Raw genomic sequence first — 17,236 nt, 5'->3', positions numbered from 1 at the left:
TATGGAAACTGTCGTACTTATATTGATGTTATTGGTAAGTTTCAGCTTCGTGCTGAAACTTACTTTCCAAAAAGTTCCGGTAAGTATCTCCATTTGTGGTTTATGCCTCCTTTTCATCGGACTCTCCACTCCGTTTGCCATTGAGCAATCAAGCACACAGATACAGCAATGGCTGCAAAATTCCCGGTTGATGCTTGACACATCGGTAATTCTATTCATTGATGTGTTCATGCAGATTTCATTCGCAGTGCTTTCCGCGCAACTCATGACCGCAGGTAAGGTACGGAAAACTATCATCCGCACTTATCGTGTCCTGCGTCTTTTTCCCGGATTACTGATATTTCCCGTACTCTTCTACACGGTCGTGCAGGCAGTATTCTCTTTTCCGGGAGTGTCCTTTGGAATTGTAGGATGGTCCGTCGCCGTGGTTGCGTCATCACTGATTTTTCTTATGTCACGGCTGATAAAATATCTGCTGCCTGAGAAAGATATAAGATTGGAGATCCTATTCTTAGTGAATATTCTGATAGCAATGATGGGGGTGATAGCCACAGTCAATGGAAGGACTGCCGTGAGAGGTGTGTCCGATATAAATTGGGATGCTTTGCTTGGAGTATTCACAATTACCTTATTCGGAGGCCTAATCGGTTTTCTCATCAATAAATACTCATTAAACAGAATAATCAAAAAAATCAACAGACTATGATCTATATCTCAGACGTAATGTATTGGATCTCCACGGGACTATTGGTTCCTGTAGTAATCCTGCTTATCTATTTCTTTGTCCGTGCGCTGATTCTCGTCGGTTCTTTCTTCGGTCAGTATCTCGCCATGAAACGCACACAACGTTTTGTCAATTCCCATCTTGACAGGCTCACGCCCGACAATCTCGATGATTTTGTCAAGTCGTTACCCGATAACTGCAATGCACTTGTCATTCCTTATATAAGGAAAATTGTCGAGGCAAAAGGGAATAGGGCATTGACAGACAGGTTACTCGCTGATTTCGAAATTGCGGTGGACAAGGAACTGTCAACACCTAAGACACTTGGTAAACTCGGTCCTATACTCGGCCTGATGGGTACACTCATACCAATGGGACCCGCTCTTGCCGGTCTCGCACAGGGTGACATTGCATCTATGGCCTACAATATGCAGGTGGCTTTTGCAACAACAGTGATAGGCCTTGTGATCAGTGCCATCGGCTTTATTGTACTCCAGATGCGCCAACGTTGGCTGTTTCAGGATCTCACCAACCTTGAATACATCGCACAATTATGAGAAGGAGATTATTGCGTCAACAGGAGGATATTGACCCCATGAGCGTGGTCAGCAACCTATTTGATGTTGCAATGGTTTTTGCTGTAGCTCTGATGGTTGCGCTTGTCAGCCGTTACAATATGACAGAGATGTTCTCACAGGACGATTTCACTATGGTGAAGAATCCCGGCAAGGATAATATGGAGATCATCACAAAAGAGGGGCAAAAAATCAACCGCTACACTCCATCTGAGGATCAATCCTCCAAGGATAATAAAAAGGGAAAACGTGTGGGAGTGGCATACGAATTGGAAAACGGCGAAATTATATATGTTCCTGAATAATTACATTGAATTTTGGAACTGACAAAACAAAAATACCCTACTTTTAGGGATTTCATAGTTGCCGTTTAGTCAGTAATTTTGCATAAGAAATTAACAACAAGAAATCAAGAAATAATGAAAAAGACAGCTATTTTCTATGGCTCTACTTCAGGAAACTGCGAAGGAGTGGCCAATAAAATCGCTGAAGCACTGGGTGTCAATTCATCCGATGTTTTCAGCGCATCACAGATTGATGCAGCTAAGATTGCAGAGTATGATAATCTGCTGCTCGGATCCTCGACATGGGGAAACGGAGACCTTCAGGATGAGTGGTATGACGGAGTTGAGGTCATCAAGGCTTCTGACCTCAACGGCAAGACTGTCGCAGTATTCGGTTGTGGAGACTCTTGTGGTTTCAGCACCACTTATTGTGACGCTATGCGCACACTCTATGATGCAGCCAAAGATGCAGGAGCTAATATGATTGGTGCCGTATCGACCGACGGCTATACATTTGATGAATCTACATCGGTTGTTGACGGTAAGTTTGTCGGACTTGCTCTTGACGAAGACAATGAAAGTGATAAGACCGACGAGCGTATTGCCGCATGGGTTGATGAAATCAAACCGAGTCTCTAATTAGACCATCATGCAAGAATAATTACGTAAAGCCCAAAATATATTCAGAAGAGGATGGTCAGCAATGCCCGTCCTCTTTGCTTCTTCAATAAGCAATCAATGATAAGTACAAATTGAAAGATATGATGTCGGCAGCACTCCTAAAATTAGGTAGACTATGTTTTAGAAATTCAAATACTGAACATTGTTCAACGGATGTTCATTGTTGATGCATTATTTTATTGTCTTGTAGCGCAATGTGTTTACTAACTAATATTAGGTATTGCGTATTCCATTGAAATAATGTAATTTTGCAGTCGAAAACAGAACGTCGTTTGTTTATGCAGATATTAAAAGAAGATATTAAACACAGAATTCTTGATGTGGCTCGACAAGAGTTCGCATCAAGAGGATATGCAAAGGCTTCCATGAGGAGCATCGCATCCAAAGTAGGAGTTGGTGTGGGCAATATCTACAACTATTATCCCAGCAAGGATAAGCTGTTTTGCGCCGTCCTTGCCCCAGTGGTATCAGCCTGCTATGCGATGTTTGATAAGCATCATGGAGAATATGGACAGGATGCAATATCCATGACACAAGAAAATTATCTTGTATCGGCCGTATCTGACTACATGATCATACTAAAAGGAAATAGGACACTATTAAAAATTCTTCTTTTCAAAGCGCAAGGTTCATCTTTGGAGGACTTCAAAATTAAATTCACAGATAAAGCCACTGAACAGGTTAAATCATGGTTTGCGGATAATAAGAAGAAGCATCCATATATGAATATTGATGTCAGTGATTTCATGATACATCTTCATACAGTATGGATGTTCACAATGTTTGAGGAAATTATTATGCACCGTATAACCGGCGATGCTATGGTTCGTGTAATTGAGGAATATATAAAATTTGAAATAAACGGATGGAAAAACATACTGCACATCGGTTAGAGTTTCCAATATATCATAATGAGTTGGAGAGAGTTTCACATTTGGAATTCTCTCCTTTTTTATTGAACAAAATAAGACATTGTTCATTATTGACAGCCTGAAATCAACCAATATAGTGATTATGAAAATAGAAATGATCAACAAAAAATTTGGCAGTTATGCTAAGCGACTCCTGAAAGTACGCTGGCTTGCCTTACTAACATTTGCCGTTGCCATTGTGGGCGGCATCGTCGGTCTTAAGCACCTTGTGGTGGAAACATCATTTGACGACTATTTCGTTGAAGGAGATCCAATGTTAATCAAAACCGATGAATTCAAGGCTCATTTCGGCAACGACTATTTCATCGGGGTACTTACAGAGTGTGACAACCACTTTACGCCTGAAGCATTGACCACACTCCGGGCTTTATCCAATGAGTTGCTTGACAGCATCTCTTATGTGGATAAGATTACCTCCCTCACCGATATAGAATTTCTTGTCGGTAACGATGAGGGTATGGCGATAGAGCAAATAGTCCCGGATGTCATACCGACAGACAAAGCCGGATTGGATTCAATACGGACTTTGGCTTACAGCAAGCCTGAAATCGCCCGCAAGCTCGTGTCAAAGGATGGTCGATTGTCTTGGATTATGGTTAAACTTCGTCCGTTTCCAGAGGATTCTGTATGGAAGAAAGAGGGAACAATAGCTCCTGACTTGATAACAGGTGCGGAAGTTGAAAAGATAATTTCCAAATCATGCTACGCTCAACTGAATCCGAAAGCGACAGGTATGCCGTTTGTCAACCAGCAGAAAATGAAATTCATTGGCGAGGACATGAAACGCATGGTACTGATTGCCCTTGCCATTTCCATTATTGTCATGTTGATTGCCACCCGCTCTTGGCAGGGGATAATCGCTCCGTTCATTTCAACATTCGGTGGTCTGACACTGACATTCGGTGTTGCCGGATGGCTTGGGCTGTATGTGGATTCTGCAACAACAATGATACCCGTGATGCTTGCATTTGCGGTGTCAATAGCCTATAACATACATATATTCTCATTCTTCAAGCAACGGATGCGGCTCCACGGACAACGTAAGGGCGCTGTCATTGAAACAATCGAGGAAACTGGTTGGCCGACATTCTTCTGTGGAATGACCACGATTGTGTCATTGCTGTCTTTCCTCGCAGTTAATATCAGGCCCGTCAAGGCGATAGGCGTAAATACATCGCTATGTGTCCTGTTCGTATTGGTAACCCTATATCATCATTCTTCCAGCTGCCTATCGACCCCACTAATCCGTGGGCTATATCCTTTCCGGGGGTGGAACATCCATACTCTATAAATCTGGATTGCACGCCTTCAAAAAAACTGATAAATTCTGAATACGGAGGACGTTTCAGCGTATATTTACCGGGAATAGATTTTTCCGTGTCAGCAATGCGGACATGGAATAAAATGCCGTGTTTTGCAGGCTCAGTGTCACAGGATGGAAGTCTGGTTTTCAATGGCGTGTATGATAGGATGACAATGCTTGGGGCTGATGCCTCGTTACCGTTGGGCAAACTCGTGGTTCGCAGTGAATTTGCTGAATACCTTGGAGAGGTTCAAACCCCGACTCAAATTGAGACGAATCCACAGAAGAAAAATACCCTTAACTTCTTGATTGGCATTGACTGGTATCCGGGAAATGACTGGACCATAGCCGCACAGTATTCTCATAAATATATAGCAGGTTTTTCAACAGGCATTGCCGGTTATCGGAATTCCGGATTAGCGACATTGAGGATTGCTAAGGATCTGTTCTGAAATACACTTAATGTATCAACATTTGCGTATGTAGATTTAACAAATGGAGGAATCTACAACCGGCTATATGCAGATTATGCGCTGACAGACCAAATACATGCTTTTATTGGATATGATTTATTTCATGCCGATAATGGTTCTTTTGCTATGTATTCAAAAAACTCGGAAATATGGTTAAAACTGAAATACAGTTTCTAAGAATGGGTAAAACAAAACATAAAGACGCAGTGGTGGAAATATCAATCTGATTCAAAACATTGGCTTTGGTCTATGAGACCAAAATTACAATACGGTTTACAAGATTTTCAAATTCAGTATCTTCAATATTAGATATTTGTCCGTTTTGTATAGGCTTCATTTCAAATGCAAAATTACAAAATTTACTGACATACAGACGTCTGTCACCACATCTTGTAATCTTTGTTTGACATTGCGGTAATTTTGCGCATGTTGAGAAGTCTTATCGGTATTCGCTGATTTTCAATTCGTCGGCTATTCCCTCCGAGGATAGTTTGATGTAGTATGAAATAAAAGTTCCGCCTGGTACGCATGCAAAGCCTAAGCGCGGCGGAATCTGTTGATGCAAAGTTAATCAAATTATTTGAGCCGACAATTGATGTTGTTTAAATTTTTAGATTTCCCAGAATTTTAAGAACGTTAAATAATTTTATAACTTTGCATTTGGATTGACGCATGTTGGTTCACGACATTTTGGATAATAAGAAACAATATGTTCATAGCAATACTTACATATAAGAAGCCTCTGAGTGAGGTTGACAAATATCTTCAGGCTCATCGCGAGTATCTGGCTGAGAATTATGCTGCCGGAAATTTCATTACTTCCGGTCCGTAGACACCGCGCGTCGGAGGCGTGATAATGATGAGAGTGGCAAGCCGCGAGGCGGTCGATGCCCTGATAAAGCAAGACCCGTTCCATATCAACGCCATTGCCGATTATCAGATTGTAGAGTTTACACCGACTATGTTCTGCAACGATAGCTTGAAATCTCTGTTATGATTGAGACCGGAAGACTGATATTGCGACATTGGCGAGTTGAAGATGCTTCAGTTCTCTATAAATATGCTTCGGACAATCGGGTAAGTGAATTGGCATTGTGGCCGACTCATACTTCGATTGAGATGAGCCGCGAAGTGATTGAAAAAATATTTATGTCCAATCCAGATTGCTTTGCAATTGTCTTGAAAGAGAGCAGTGAGCCGGTAGGTTGTATCGGTCTTGTTCCGGTTGGGGACGAACATCACGAAACAAAACCCTCCGAAAGAGAGGTCGGTTATTGGATTGGTCATCCATATTGGAATATGGGAATCACAACGGAGGCATTGGAGGCATTGGTAGCCTATTGTCGTGATAATATCGGTCTTCAATCACTGCTTATAACCGTATACAACAGAAATATAGCATCGCAAAAAGTGGCTGAGAAGTGTGGATTCAGCAGCATAGACAACTATCTTTACGAAGGTGTCGGGAGCAGAGCTTACCGATTAGACTTATAATTATAAAATTATGCCATACATATCCATTGAAAGCGGACGACTGACCGCTGAACAGAAGAAAGAGCTTATTGAGCGACTTACAACAACGGCATCCGAGATAACACATATCCCAGCGCAGTTCTTCACTGTCACTATCAAAGAGCTGCCGGATGAGAATTTCGGCATCGGCGGAAAGTCGATTGACGAGATTAAACGCAACTACAAGCCATGAATGAAGGAAGATTGATATGACTAACAAAATATATCCGCGGACGGGTGAGGTGTAATTGTCCTGTGGACAAAATCAAAAAGTACATACCTGCGATTCAGTCAGGCGACATTGAAATGATTAGTCTTGAATAAGTGGCTGCTTAAATCATGTGTGGATTATTGATATTTCGACCGTGTAGATCACTTGATGCCTACATCCGATATTATTGGATATTGCGAAGTCGGAAGGAGTTGAGTACCTTGACGTTTCCCGTTGGTTGTCCGCAGTTGATATTCCACCGCAATAGATCGCTGTATATATCTGAATTGCGGACGCATCAACCTCAGTTTGCCATAAGCGGACAGGTGAATTTTCCTGCCACATTGCAGTCAACCGATGACACGGAGATGATTGTCGTTGTGTTAAAGCCCCATGCCGCCACACTTTTTGACATACCCATATCTGCATTCTATAATCATGAGATTGATGGATTTGATCTTGGAGATTCAGATCTTAATGATTTAGCCCGTAGGGTGTTTGATGCAGGGTGCGCAGAAGATGGCATCCGCATAATTGAACAGTGGTTGATTTCGAGATTGAATGAAAAACGCATATATGACTTCACTCGTATCGGAGTGTCATTGAGTATGCTGTTTTCAGATTGTAAGACCACGGTAAGGGATATGGCTTATGCCACCTGCCTTGGGAAAAGACAATTTGAGCGGGTGTTTTTCAATTCAGTAGGAATGAAGCCAAAGGAATATGCAAGGATTGTAAGGTTTCAAAAGTCACTGTGGTTTATGCAGACCGGCAATCATGATTACATGGATATTGCCTTTAACAGCGGCTATTCCGACCAGTCACATTTCATCCGTGAATGTCGGGAGTATTCCGGGTTGACGCCATCCAAGCTGATTGTCACGCAGCCGATTTATTCCGACCTATTTTCCTCACCGGTGTAAATGTCGCATTTATTCTATCGCATTATTGGCAGAAGGTGTAATTTTGCGGTAAAAAATGCAGGAAGTAAATCCAAAAGAGACGTCGCGGTCATACGCTTTTGAAATGTGGATGAAAGCACCGATGCCGATGGTGACGCTGATAAAGACACTTGATGTGTCGCATCTGTTGAAAATCAGCAGGAAACGAGGGCTTAAATTTAATATGCTGATGTGCTGGTGTATCGGTAGATCCGCCTCACAGATAAAGGAGTTCTATATGCTCCCGGTCGACAACAGACTTATCAGGTTTGATTCAATTGCCGTCAATACGATTGTGGCAAATAATGTCGGAGAAGTAAGTTCGTGCGACATACCTTATTCAGACGATATAGAGAAATTCAACAGTGATTATTTTCGGCTTACACGGCAAGTTGCTGAAAGCTGTGAGAATCATGATATAGCAGACAGTATGGTCATCGGCACATCGGCATTGGTGGAATGTGAGATAGATGGAGCGGTGGGAATGTACAGCGGCGTATTTAATAATCCGTTCATGATTTGGGGAAAATACAAGAAAAAGCTATTCAAAACCAAGCTTACCGTGTCGTTTCAATTCCATCATGCCCAAATGGATGGTGCTCATGTAGCCCGATTCCTTGATTTGTTGCAAAAAGAGATCAACAATGTTCATCACTTACGTGTACAATAATCAAAGCATCCGGATTATTAATCTTCATAAAATGTGAATTGTGTGACCTTATCCGAATTTTAGTAGAGTCACCACAGTTAAATGTTAAAATAATGAGTTGTGTAATTTTTTCTTACCATTGTGGAACTTTCGGGTAAATTCAGCAACTAACCTTGTAAAACAAAAATCATGGACAATCCTTCAGAATATAATCAATCCTTCACCGCTATGGTAAGAAGACACGAAAAGATCATTTTTAGTGTCTGCTTCTTCTATGCGACAACGGATGTTGGGTTTGATGATTTGAGGCAGGAGGTCCTGATTTCACTTTTCAAGGCTTATCGTCATTTCAGAAAAGATTCCTCGGAATCTACATGGGTTTACAAAGTCGCTTTGAATACGTGTCTTTTCTCACTCCGGAGGCTTACTCCGAAAGTTCGTATGCTCTCATTTGAAGAAATGCCATATATTCAATTTGAGGATGATTCGGAGCATGATATACAAAACAGACTTGAATGGCTTTATTCATCCATTTCAAGACTTAAGCCTATTGACAAGGCTTTGGTACTCATGTGGCTGGATGAATTAAGCTATGATGAAATTGCTGAAAATATGGGTATTCCCAGAAATACGGTTGCCTCGCGGCTACATAGGATAAAAGAAAAACTCTCAACAAAATAAATATGGAACTTGAAGATTTAAAAAAAACATGGAAATCTGTCGAGCCTCATATTGAAAAAGCCTCGACGGGAACTTCTGATATTCCTGATTTGGAGTCAAAAACCGATTATAAAACGCGATTATTACGGCGTTGCATCATCAGTCTTACCATTTCTGTGGTAAGCTTTCCATTGGTTGTTACATCCCGTTTATGGGCACCGATGTTGTTTCCAATATCATGGCTTGTATCGTTTGGAATAGTGGGTATTATCGCGATTATGGCGGAAATATATCTGATTAATATGATCAGAAAGGTTTCTATATCAGAATTCTCTATATCAGAAATTATGAAAGCAACCCTCAAAATAAAAAAATACTACAAAAATATTGAATTGATATTTTCCGTAGTGTTCGCCATTCTAATGGGTTGGTTAGTCTTTCTGCCACCGTTTCTTGGTAATTGGAGAATGGTCTTAGTTGTAATTGCTATAGTAATAACGTCAATTATTGAACTACGATTATATAATAAAAACATAACTTTGATTAACAGGTTATCAGGGTCGGAATATAGCGATATAAACTAATAAAAACTAATAAAAACTAATAAAAACATATAATGAGATACATCCTTTCCCGTACAGACGACTATATCTATCATTCAAAGAAATGGATTTTAGGGTATGCCTTTTTGTTTTGGCTTGTGACGAGAATATTAAGTGCAGGAATCTTGATTACATGCACAGCCATCTATAAGGCTAATGAAATTGATGCGGAGAAATTGACTTCGTTTGGAGGAAACCCGTTTGAAGTCGCAAATAAGGGATCAGTGCCTTTTATGTTAATGGTATTGTTGGTTATAGCCCCTTTATTGGAGGAGGGGATTTTCAGATTGGGACTTTCTTTTAAAAAGTGGCAGATTGCCATATCATTATCATTGATACCCATCGCGGTAATTTGGCAACACATATACTCCTTCTCAGCCATTGAATTTGCCGTCTGGAGCATTGCGGCGATTATGATACTCCTTTTTGTGAATTTATATTTTAAGCAGACTTTATGGATTGAGGTCAAAGAAAGATTTGAAGTGCCAATTATTTGGATTTCATCAATAGTATTTGCCATTATGCATCTAATGGCTTTCAGCAATATTTCAATCTCATTACTCCCTTATTGTCTGTGCGTAACGGCAGTCGTATTTTTTGCCGGATGTGCATGTGCATATTTGAGAGTCAATTTGGGATTTTGGTGGGCTGTAGGGTTCCATATATTCAACAATCTGCCTCCTGTTATCATAATATGTTCACTCTAAAATAATCACAAATGAAAACTATTCTTAAGTTTATGGCTTTTGTTCCTATGAAAACATTCTCTTGACGACCCAAGGTTACGTAGGAGATTTATGGCTTGTTTCATAGAATATTCATCTGCGTAAGTCTTCTTTCTGAGGAAATCCATCATATATTTATTTGTCGCGAAACGATTACTGGGTATTACCTTTATCTACCTATTGGTGATGACTATCGGTGATGCTTACTATATAGGTTAGGCAACTCCCAGATTATCCTTTCCATTGAGTGAAGAAAAAGCTATTGTGTCCAAGGATAACAAAATAGAATTTCAAACTGGCAATAGCTGCTCCGGTTACTCGTCGGCATATTTGTTGAGGCATTTTGGGGTACAGACAAAGGGTGATAGGATACGACGTAAGCATACGCTCTTGAAATATGAATTGAAGCTCCGATGCCGATGGTGACGCTGATAACGGCGCTTGAAGTGGCGCATCTGTTGAAAATCAGCCGGGAACTCCATCACCGTCGGTGGAGAGGCGATGACGGGATATGCCTATTATCTTTGCTTGGGGCTCCATTGCTATATCGGATTTTTAGGCAACGATGTCGTGCATGTAGCAAAGTTAGTCATAATATTTGGATTTCAGGATATTATTGACGAAAATTTATTAACTTTGCACTATGAAACAACCGCAAAAGGCATACTCGATATTTTGTGACGAAAGTTGTCATCTGCAATTTGACAATAGTGATGTCATGTGCATCGGCGCTATAATAGTGCCGGACAAATATCTTGAAACATATAAAACTGAGCTTAAACGACTGAAAAGTAAGTATGGTATTCTGCATGAATTGAAGTGGAATACTGTAAGCCGCACACATATTGCCATGTATGATGAGATTTTGCGTTTGTTCTTTGATTCGTCAATGGTATTCCGCAGTATCCTTATCAAAAATAAATCCAATATTCAAGCGCACTCATTGGAGAGGGATGAATATAATCGGTTCTATTATTCAGTAATTGAGCGTTTGATAAGGTTTTCTATCTGGCACAACTCCGATAGCGGGAATTTATACCGTGTTTTTCTTGATCTCAAGGATAATCACGGGAAAATAAAACTTGCCTCAATACACAAAGAACTCATAAATATGTTAGGAACGGATGGCACAATTCAATCAATGCAGAATATCCGTTCACATGAATCGCAGTTTATTCAACTTACTGATATTATAATCGGTGCGATAACATACAGGGCAAGAGGTCTGACCGGGAGCGAAGCTAAAATGAATATAGTCAGGCTTATTGAGGAACTATCCGGCTACCATCTTGATGAAGGAACAGAGCCGGGAGATGACAAATTTGCAATCTACGATTTTCAACCCAAGAGAAGAAATGGCTGATAACGATATGCTTGGAATATTGCAGCCATATTTTGATTGCGAACTATCAGTTGACGACAAAGACAAAATATTGGAGTTGCACGAACGGTTCAAAAATGATGTTCTTATTCAAAAGGTAAATTTGGATGGGGTAGAACTGATTGTGAAGCCATATCTATATAACTGCGCTCATAAGGATAGTTTGCCCGAATGGTTTGATGGTCTGCTTGAAAAGTTTGTCCATGTCATAACAAGAGATGCCAAAGAGGACAGACGCAAAATCGCCAAGACCGTTAGAGAGTTTCGCTCGGAGCGTGCCGTGCGTATCCATTGGATTAAACCTATTTTGGAAAACGCTTCCGACAAGCGTATTACACGATTCAAGTATATAGAAAATTCAGGACGGGAACGTGAATATTTTTGGTATCGCGCAAAGGGTTATATGGTAGTGGTAGAGTACATCAATCCTAATTTCGCATTGATTACAGGATTTTGCGTTGACCAATCCAATCATGCCTATTATATGCGTAAACTTCAGAACAAGGCATAAAAAAACCGCATTTACGGTAATGCGGCCAACCAAGTCTTTCGTTCTTCGATCGATGACAGTGCAAAGTTAGCGATTTTTTCTAACTCTACAAAATTTTAACGCTTTAATAAGCAAAGAGTTCATCAAAATATAGCGTACTGTGTTGAATTGGCTATTGCGTCTATTTCGTTGGCAATTTGGCTCATATAGGTAAGATTCGAAAGTATTTGCCGATTTTCAATTCATCGGAGGATAGTTTGATGTAGTCCAGGAATATCTTTGTATCCCTGTGTTTGCTGACGTGTATTATCCGGACGATGGTGTTTTTGTGGGAGAGATACGTATTCGTGATACCGTTGCATTGGGCAGTGTGCATATCATTCTTTTCTGAGACGGCTGCCGTCGTTGTTTTTCTCGATACGCAGTAAACGTAACCCCTTCCCTGAATTGAAGTTGTAGGTAACGCCCAGTTTAACAGTTATATACTGCTTCGTGCATGTAAGTCGGTTTTCATTTCTTTTTCTTTAATTGTTCCTGACCGATTTTATAATTGGCAAAAGCGTTCTGTCTATGACTGTCAATCCAATTGGACCAAAATTCAATATCACGCTCATAATCTTTGAGCTTATGTTTGGAGAAATCCCACAGTTGTTTCTGGGTCGGTAGCTGCATTCTGTCCGTCATTTTATTTCGTGATTGCATCACAAATATCTGGGCAATAGGAGTCTTGCCATAATCATAGAAATCCACGACAAGGATATGCTGTTTCTTCTTGTCAAAGTAGGTGTATGTATACATTTCGCCCGGCTTTCGGTGCCAGTCCTCCACATCGTCATCATACACCCACATTGTGTAGGGGCGGTCGTTATCTTTATTTAATGTAAGACATTGCATATTGGATGTCAGCGATGAGGGTCTCTTTGCAGGAGGCTCATTCTTCAGCTTGACAAATATTTTTCCATGCGTCGGAGAATAGAACAACACCTCTTCGTCCTGCAGTCTGGCGGTCTTGAGAATGTCGGCAATGAATTTGTCCATCCCTGGATATTTAGCAGCAGAATCTGCACAGGAGATTATCGCCATCTCCTGCGGAATAATCACATCACCGAATGTCATGCGGTAAGTGGTGTCCTTATCTATTATCTGACCGTAATAGTCACTTATATGCCAATCTCTGTTGGCATAGGTTACAGGTTTTAGAGAATTGCAACTGTTCATGAGTGCGATGATTAATCCCGCGAAAAGGATGTAGCTGATTTGTTTCATTGTTGAAGAGGTATTTGTTTATGTTGCAAAATTACCTCCAAAGTAAACAAAATAGTCTTAGCCTAACCTCCTTTAGTCTTAGTTGGTCTTAGCCGGGTAGGGATTTATTGGATTTATTCATTAAATTTGTAAAATGAAACGTTTTCGCTACATTACAATAACCACATTGGTTGTCATCGCTATAATGGTAGTGGCAAACATCGTGTATCTGCATAGCCTTTATAATTCCATAAAGGAGCAGTCAATTCAAACAGCAACCGAATGTCTTCGCCGGGCAGATATTCTGGAGATAATATCACGGATGAAAGGTACATCCGTAGGCGAGGATGACTCTTTCATCAGACTGACACTGATGGTTCAAGGTGAGAAGACTGCTGACGGAAGTTACGAATACCCCAATCTCTTGGAGAACATAGACAAGACCATGAGCTTGTATTTTCACTTCATAGCATCAAACACTCCGGATATGAATCCGCGTGATTTCTCAGACGTGGAGCATATCTATCGTAAGGAGTTATCCGGATTTGGATTGGCACCTGAAGATGTGATGGTCACGGATATACCCGGCGAATCTCCTGCTTTTGAGAAGCATTGGAAAATCAAAGTCAATAACGCAGAGGGTGAGCCTATTGTCATAGGTTATATAAGTCCATTGTCAGGTTACATATTCCGCCGCATGGCGGGAATAATCATAACGTCGGCGGTTATCCTGCTTCTGATGTCATTCCTGATATGGTATCTTCTTCATTGGGTAGGCAAATTTAGGTCTATCGAGCAGATGAAGGATGATTTCACCCATAACATGACACATGAGCTGAAAACACCGGTCGCAGTGGCTTATTCAGCCGCGGACTCCATGCTGAGATATTATGACCAGAGCGATGAGCAAAGAAACAAGAGGTTGCTTACCATCATCATGCAACGGCTCAATTTTCTCAGTGGCATGATTGAGAATATTCTCTCGATGAGCATGGAGCGGTTTAAGAGCATGCAACTTAATATTGAAAAAGTCCGGTTAAGACCACTTGTTGAAGAAGTCGTCGGTATGATTGAAATGAAAGCGGGCAAACCTGCAAAAATCGAGATTTATATTCCGGAAAATGTGGAAATATCAACCGATTCCCTGCACTTTGGCAACGTCATATCGAATCTTCTTGACAACGCGGTGAAATATTCGGGTGATGCTGTTGAGATAAAGATTTACGGAGACAATAACGAAATATCTATTTCGGATAATGGAATAGGAATACCCAAAGGGAGTTTACCATATATCTTCGATAAGTTTTATAGAGTCACGGATGGCGACCGTTATGAAGTTGGCGGCTATGGATTGGGATTGTATTATGTGAAGCAGATATCGGAAATGCAAGGATGGAGCATTTCTGTGATAAGCGAGGAGAATAAGGGTACAACTTTCACTATTAAATTTAACAGAGATGAGAAAAGATAAAGTTCTGTTGGTGGAGGATGATTCCACACTGTCATATATCATAGAAGACGCATTGCAACGTGAAGGTTTTGAAGTATCAACCGCACAAAATGGAGAGGTTGGGTTAAGACTATTTGAGGAGATATATCCCGACATTGTGGTTGCCGATGTTATGATGCCTAAAATGGACGGTTTTGAAATGGTGAAATTTATCCGTATGAAGTCGCCTCATACCCCTGTGCTTTTTCTCACAGCCCGCACCGCATTGGATGATGTGGTCCATGGTTTTGAAATCGGAGGCAATGACTATATCCGCAAGCCTTTCCAGATAGCGGAACTCGTGGTGCGTATAAAGGCTCTGCTTAGGCGAATGAGCGCAACTGTTGAAAATTCCGTTTTGACAGTCGCAGATTGCAGACTTGATTTTGCAGCTCAAAAACTTGTCGTTGATGGCAATTCCAGAGAACTATCTCATATAGAGGCTGTAATCTTTGATGAGTTATTTCATCATCCGAATGAAGTTGTCGAAGCCCGTACACTCATGTACCGAATCTGGCAAAATGACGACTACAACAACTTGAACCGTCTGCATGGTTTCATCTACAAGCTCCGCAAGTATCTCTCATCTTCTACGCTTGACATTCTGAATATCCGAGGGATCGGATACAAGCTTTCCAATAAAGATTGAATAGTATCCCATTCACGGCGTAAAGTTGAAAACCGGCTATTATATAGAAATCCTTTGTTGATTCGAGACAGTCCGGAGACGAGTCCGAGGAAGAATGTTCGGTTGTCAAACCTCTTTCCTTACCAAATTTTTAGACTACACAGTTAGTGTAATCTGTAGATATTTACAAACTGTAATCGACATATCTCTCGATCTTTTTTAGACATCGCAGCAATTAAGCTTCCATTTTTATGAGATGGAGGTTAAGTTGTTGAAATCTCATGATATTTTTGTAACTTTGCTTTCTATAAGTAACTTCACTGAAGTTTAAGGTTTAAGGTTTAGGGTTCACGGAAATCTACGAAATAAACCATAAACATTAAACTTTAAACTTAAAATAACTTCATAACCGGATTTGAATTTTAAATAAAAACGAAGAGATATGAAGAAGAGTAATAAGCAGACTCTTATATGGGTCGGTGCGCTGGTGCTGGGTGTGGTGCTGGGATTGCTTAATGTGGAAATGATCAACAGTACCATGACTGTTTTGGCACAGATTTTCGCGCGTTTGTTCCAGCTCATTGCCATACCTACGATTGCAGTGGCGGTGGTGGCAACGATGATGAATCTCGGTGCAGAGAAGGGCACCGTGAAAATATTCCGATGTGCCATGACATATACGTTGCTTACCACCATCATTGCCGCCGCAGTGGGAGTGAGCATATATTATATCGTGAGTCCGTCTAATCTCTCTGCCGACTTCATGGCTAACGGTGATGCCGCAGTGTCTGCCGACTTTTCGGGTGAGTCATACTCGGATCATCTGCTTAACGTTATACCCAATAATCTACTCACCCCGTTGCTTGATGGCAACGTGCTTGGTGTGTTGCTTATGGCATTCGCCATAGGCATCGGAATCTCGAAGTTGCCGGAAAGCAATTCTAAAACCACTCTAAAGAGCTTCATAGAGGGTGTTCAGAATCTTCTTTTCCTACTGATAAAATGGCTTATAGCGATATTGCCGATCGGCATTGTGGCGTTTGCAGCACAATTGACAGCGCAGGTGAGTGGCGGTCTTGTGGCGGATTCATTAGGTAAATACATATTGGTTGTGCTTGCCGCCAACTGCTCACAGATGTTCATAGTGCTCCCGCTCTTCCTTCTTTCCCACGGCATTAATCCGGTCAAGGCTGTCAAGGCTATGGGTCCGGCATTGCTTACAGCATTCTTCACGAAGAGTTCGGCAGCTACATTGCCGCTCACTATCTCCTCGGCAGAGGAGCGTATGGGAGTGAAGCCGAAGGTGGCACGTTTTGTATTGCCACTCTGCACCACCCTCAATATGAACGGATGCGCGGCGTTCATAGCCATAACATCAATCTTTGTGATGCAGAACGCAGGGATGGCACTCTCATTCTGGGAGGTGCTTCTTTGGGTGGGTATTGCTTCGATAGCGGCAGTGGGAAATGCCGGCGTGCCGATGGGTTGCTACTTCCTGACGCTCTCGCTCATGTCGGGAGTTGAAGGAGGAGTCGCCATATTGGGAGTTATCCTGCCCATCTATACCATAATAGATATGGTTGAGACTTGCGAGAATGTATGGTCCGACTCCACCGTGGCTATCGTGACCGACCGCCTCACTAAATAAGGTCTTGACTCATATTGAATAATATTTGATTTAAGTTTCACAAGTTTTCCAACTTGCTTCACTTAAATGGTTTAAGGTTTAAT

At 41.2% G+C, this 17,236-nt stretch carries 20 protein-coding genes and 1 pseudogene; 20 read left to right on the top strand and 1 reads right to left on the bottom strand.

The window, feature by feature from the left end; genetic code table 11:
- Nucleotide 1 precedes the first annotated feature (1 nt).
- The 17 genes and pseudogenes from E5331_RS07715 to E5331_RS07635 all read left to right on the top strand — a co-directional run bounded on the left by E5331_RS07715 (nt 2) and on the right by E5331_RS07635 (nt 12,164).
- Nucleotides 2–706, top strand: a complete 705-nt coding sequence (locus tag E5331_RS07715; RefSeq protein ID WP_123484406.1) for a hypothetical protein — start codon at nt 2–4, stop codon at nt 704–706.
- Nucleotides 703–1,281, top strand: a complete 579-nt coding sequence (locus E5331_RS07710; protein ID WP_135984399.1) for a MotA/TolQ/ExbB proton channel family protein — start codon at nt 703–705, stop codon at nt 1,279–1,281. Before E5331_RS07715 ends, E5331_RS07710 begins: the two co-directional genes overlap by 4 nt.
- Nucleotides 1,278–1,604 (top strand): DUF2149 domain-containing protein, encoded by a 327-nt coding sequence (locus E5331_RS07705; RefSeq protein ID WP_123484408.1) that lies wholly within the window; start codon nt 1,278–1,280, stop codon nt 1,602–1,604. Before E5331_RS07710 ends, E5331_RS07705 begins: the two co-directional genes overlap by 4 nt.
- 114 nt (nt 1,605–1,718) lie before the next feature.
- Complete coding sequence (fldA, locus tag E5331_RS07700) at nt 1,719–2,222, top strand: flavodoxin FldA (RefSeq protein ID WP_135984397.1); 504 nt, start codon at nt 1,719–1,721, stop codon at nt 2,220–2,222.
- A gap of 320 nt (nt 2,223–2,542) precedes the next feature.
- On the top strand, nt 2,543–3,157 hold the full coding sequence (locus E5331_RS07695; RefSeq protein ID WP_123484410.1) for a TetR/AcrR family transcriptional regulator: 615 nt from the start codon (nt 2,543–2,545) through the stop codon (nt 3,155–3,157).
- Nucleotides 3,158–3,278: 121 nt separating this feature from the next.
- Entirely contained in the window at nt 3,279–4,487 is a 1,209-nt protein-coding gene (locus tag E5331_RS07690; RefSeq protein WP_123484444.1) for an efflux RND transporter permease subunit, read from the top strand.
- A 113-nt stretch (nt 4,488–4,600) separates the two neighbouring features.
- The gene (locus E5331_RS07685) at nt 4,601–4,951 is read left to right on the top strand and encodes a hypothetical protein (RefSeq protein ID WP_123484411.1); all 351 of its coding nucleotides are present in this window, start codon (nt 4,601–4,603) and stop codon (nt 4,949–4,951) included.
- 730 nt (nt 4,952–5,681) lie between these two features.
- Nucleotides 5,682–5,969 (top strand): annotated as a pseudogene (locus E5331_RS07680) (YciI family protein).
- Nucleotides 5,966–6,466: a GNAT family N-acetyltransferase gene (locus tag E5331_RS07675; RefSeq protein ID WP_123484413.1), complete on the top strand. Its 501-nt coding sequence runs from the start codon at nt 5,966–5,968 to the stop codon at nt 6,464–6,466. Before E5331_RS07680 ends, E5331_RS07675 begins: the two are co-directional and overlap by 4 nt.
- Before the next feature lie 10 nt (nt 6,467–6,476).
- A complete protein-coding gene (dmpI, locus tag E5331_RS07670) occupies nt 6,477–6,677 on the top strand; it encodes a 4-oxalocrotonate tautomerase DmpI (RefSeq protein WP_123484414.1) in 201 nt (66 codons plus the stop codon).
- Nucleotides 6,678–6,823: 146 nt separating this feature from the next.
- On the top strand, nt 6,824–7,618 hold the full coding sequence (locus tag E5331_RS07665) for a helix-turn-helix transcriptional regulator (RefSeq protein WP_135984395.1): 795 nt from the start codon (nt 6,824–6,826) through the stop codon (nt 7,616–7,618).
- 55 nt (nt 7,619–7,673) lie between these two features.
- Complete coding sequence (locus tag E5331_RS07660; protein WP_123484416.1) at nt 7,674–8,306, top strand: CatA-like O-acetyltransferase, family 2; 633 nt, start codon at nt 7,674–7,676, stop codon at nt 8,304–8,306.
- A 168-nt stretch (nt 8,307–8,474) separates the two neighbouring features.
- Entirely contained in the window at nt 8,475–8,966 is a 492-nt protein-coding gene (locus E5331_RS07655; RefSeq protein WP_123484417.1) for an RNA polymerase sigma factor, read from the top strand.
- 2 nt (nt 8,967–8,968) lie between these two features.
- Nucleotides 8,969–9,529: a hypothetical protein gene (locus tag E5331_RS07650; protein ID WP_123484418.1), complete on the top strand. Its 561-nt coding sequence runs from the start codon at nt 8,969–8,971 to the stop codon at nt 9,527–9,529.
- A gap of 32 nt (nt 9,530–9,561) precedes the next feature.
- The gene (locus E5331_RS07645) at nt 9,562–10,254 is read left to right on the top strand and encodes a CPBP family glutamic-type intramembrane protease (RefSeq protein ID WP_123484419.1); all 693 of its coding nucleotides are present in this window, start codon (nt 9,562–9,564) and stop codon (nt 10,252–10,254) included.
- Between the two features lie 661 nt (nt 10,255–10,915).
- On the top strand, nt 10,916–11,635 hold the full coding sequence (locus E5331_RS07640) for a DUF3800 domain-containing protein (protein ID WP_123484420.1): 720 nt from the start codon (nt 10,916–10,918) through the stop codon (nt 11,633–11,635).
- A complete protein-coding gene (locus E5331_RS07635) occupies nt 11,628–12,164 on the top strand; it encodes a hypothetical protein (RefSeq protein WP_168355175.1) in 537 nt (178 codons plus the stop codon). The genes E5331_RS07640 and E5331_RS07635 overlap by 8 nt, the downstream gene beginning before the upstream one ends.
- 489 nt (nt 12,165–12,653) lie before the next feature.
- On the opposite strand, the gene E5331_RS07630 is transcribed toward E5331_RS07635, so the two are convergent.
- On the bottom strand, nt 12,654–13,409 hold the full coding sequence (locus E5331_RS07630) for a hypothetical protein (RefSeq protein WP_123484421.1): 756 nt from the start codon (nt 13,407–13,409) through the stop codon (nt 12,654–12,656).
- Between the two features lie 133 nt (nt 13,410–13,542).
- Between E5331_RS07630 and E5331_RS07625 the strand changes: the two genes are divergently transcribed.
- From E5331_RS07625 to E5331_RS07615, 3 genes are all read left to right on the top strand, one after another.
- Entirely contained in the window at nt 13,543–14,859 is a 1,317-nt protein-coding gene (locus tag E5331_RS07625) for a sensor histidine kinase (protein WP_135984393.1), read from the top strand.
- Complete coding sequence (locus tag E5331_RS07620; RefSeq protein WP_123484423.1) at nt 14,846–15,526, top strand: response regulator transcription factor; 681 nt, start codon at nt 14,846–14,848, stop codon at nt 15,524–15,526. Before E5331_RS07625 ends, E5331_RS07620 begins: the two co-directional genes overlap by 14 nt.
- A gap of 421 nt (nt 15,527–15,947) precedes the next feature.
- Nucleotides 15,948–17,153 (top strand): dicarboxylate/amino acid:cation symporter, encoded by a 1,206-nt coding sequence (locus tag E5331_RS07615; protein WP_123484424.1) that lies wholly within the window; start codon nt 15,948–15,950, stop codon nt 17,151–17,153.
- Nucleotides 17,154–17,236 lie beyond the last annotated feature (83 nt).

The sequence above is a fragment of the Lepagella muris genome (assembly GCF_004793975.1).
Taxonomy (GTDB): Bacteria; Bacteroidota; Bacteroidia; order Bacteroidales; family Muribaculaceae; genus Lepagella; species Lepagella muris.
Note: the sequence above shows the minus strand (reverse complement) of the source record. Positions and strands in the feature narration are given on the sequence as shown.

What these genes read in the sequence shown, in the direction of transcription:
- E5331_RS07715 (WP_123484406.1), top strand. Translation starts at nt 2, where the DNA reads ATGGAAACTGTCGTACTTATATTGATGTTATTGGTAAGTTTCAGCTTC.
- E5331_RS07710 (WP_135984399.1), top strand. Translation starts at nt 703, where the DNA reads ATGATCTATATCTCAGACGTAATGTATTGGATCTCCACGGGACTATTG.
- E5331_RS07705 (WP_123484408.1), top strand. Translation starts at nt 1,278, where the DNA reads ATGAGAAGGAGATTATTGCGTCAACAGGAGGATATTGACCCCATGAGC.
- fldA (WP_135984397.1), top strand. Translation starts at nt 1,719, where the DNA reads ATGAAAAAGACAGCTATTTTCTATGGCTCTACTTCAGGAAACTGCGAA.
- E5331_RS07695 (WP_123484410.1), top strand. Translation starts at nt 2,543, where the DNA reads ATGCAGATATTAAAAGAAGATATTAAACACAGAATTCTTGATGTGGCT.
- E5331_RS07690 (WP_123484444.1), top strand. Translation starts at nt 3,279, where the DNA reads ATGAAAATAGAAATGATCAACAAAAAATTTGGCAGTTATGCTAAGCGA.
- E5331_RS07685 (WP_123484411.1), top strand. Translation starts at nt 4,601, where the DNA reads ATGCCGTGTTTTGCAGGCTCAGTGTCACAGGATGGAAGTCTGGTTTTC.
- E5331_RS07675 (WP_123484413.1), top strand. Translation starts at nt 5,966, where the DNA reads ATGATTGAGACCGGAAGACTGATATTGCGACATTGGCGAGTTGAAGAT.
- dmpI (WP_123484414.1), top strand. Translation starts at nt 6,477, where the DNA reads ATGCCATACATATCCATTGAAAGCGGACGACTGACCGCTGAACAGAAG.
- E5331_RS07665 (WP_135984395.1), top strand. Translation starts at nt 6,824, where the DNA reads ATGTGTGGATTATTGATATTTCGACCGTGTAGATCACTTGATGCCTAC.
- E5331_RS07660 (WP_123484416.1), top strand. Translation starts at nt 7,674, where the DNA reads ATGCAGGAAGTAAATCCAAAAGAGACGTCGCGGTCATACGCTTTTGAA.
- E5331_RS07655 (WP_123484417.1), top strand. Translation starts at nt 8,475, where the DNA reads ATGGACAATCCTTCAGAATATAATCAATCCTTCACCGCTATGGTAAGA.
- E5331_RS07650 (WP_123484418.1), top strand. Translation starts at nt 8,969, where the DNA reads ATGGAACTTGAAGATTTAAAAAAAACATGGAAATCTGTCGAGCCTCAT.
- E5331_RS07645 (WP_123484419.1), top strand. Translation starts at nt 9,562, where the DNA reads ATGAGATACATCCTTTCCCGTACAGACGACTATATCTATCATTCAAAG.
- E5331_RS07640 (WP_123484420.1), top strand. Translation starts at nt 10,916, where the DNA reads ATGAAACAACCGCAAAAGGCATACTCGATATTTTGTGACGAAAGTTGT.
- E5331_RS07635 (WP_168355175.1), top strand. Translation starts at nt 11,628, where the DNA reads ATGGCTGATAACGATATGCTTGGAATATTGCAGCCATATTTTGATTGC.
- E5331_RS07630 (WP_123484421.1), bottom strand. Translation starts at nt 13,409, where the DNA reads ATGAAACAAATCAGCTACATCCTTTTCGCGGGATTAATCATCGCACTC.
- E5331_RS07625 (WP_135984393.1), top strand. Translation starts at nt 13,543, where the DNA reads ATGAAACGTTTTCGCTACATTACAATAACCACATTGGTTGTCATCGCT.
- E5331_RS07620 (WP_123484423.1), top strand. Translation starts at nt 14,846, where the DNA reads ATGAGAAAAGATAAAGTTCTGTTGGTGGAGGATGATTCCACACTGTCA.
- E5331_RS07615 (WP_123484424.1), top strand. Translation starts at nt 15,948, where the DNA reads ATGAAGAAGAGTAATAAGCAGACTCTTATATGGGTCGGTGCGCTGGTG.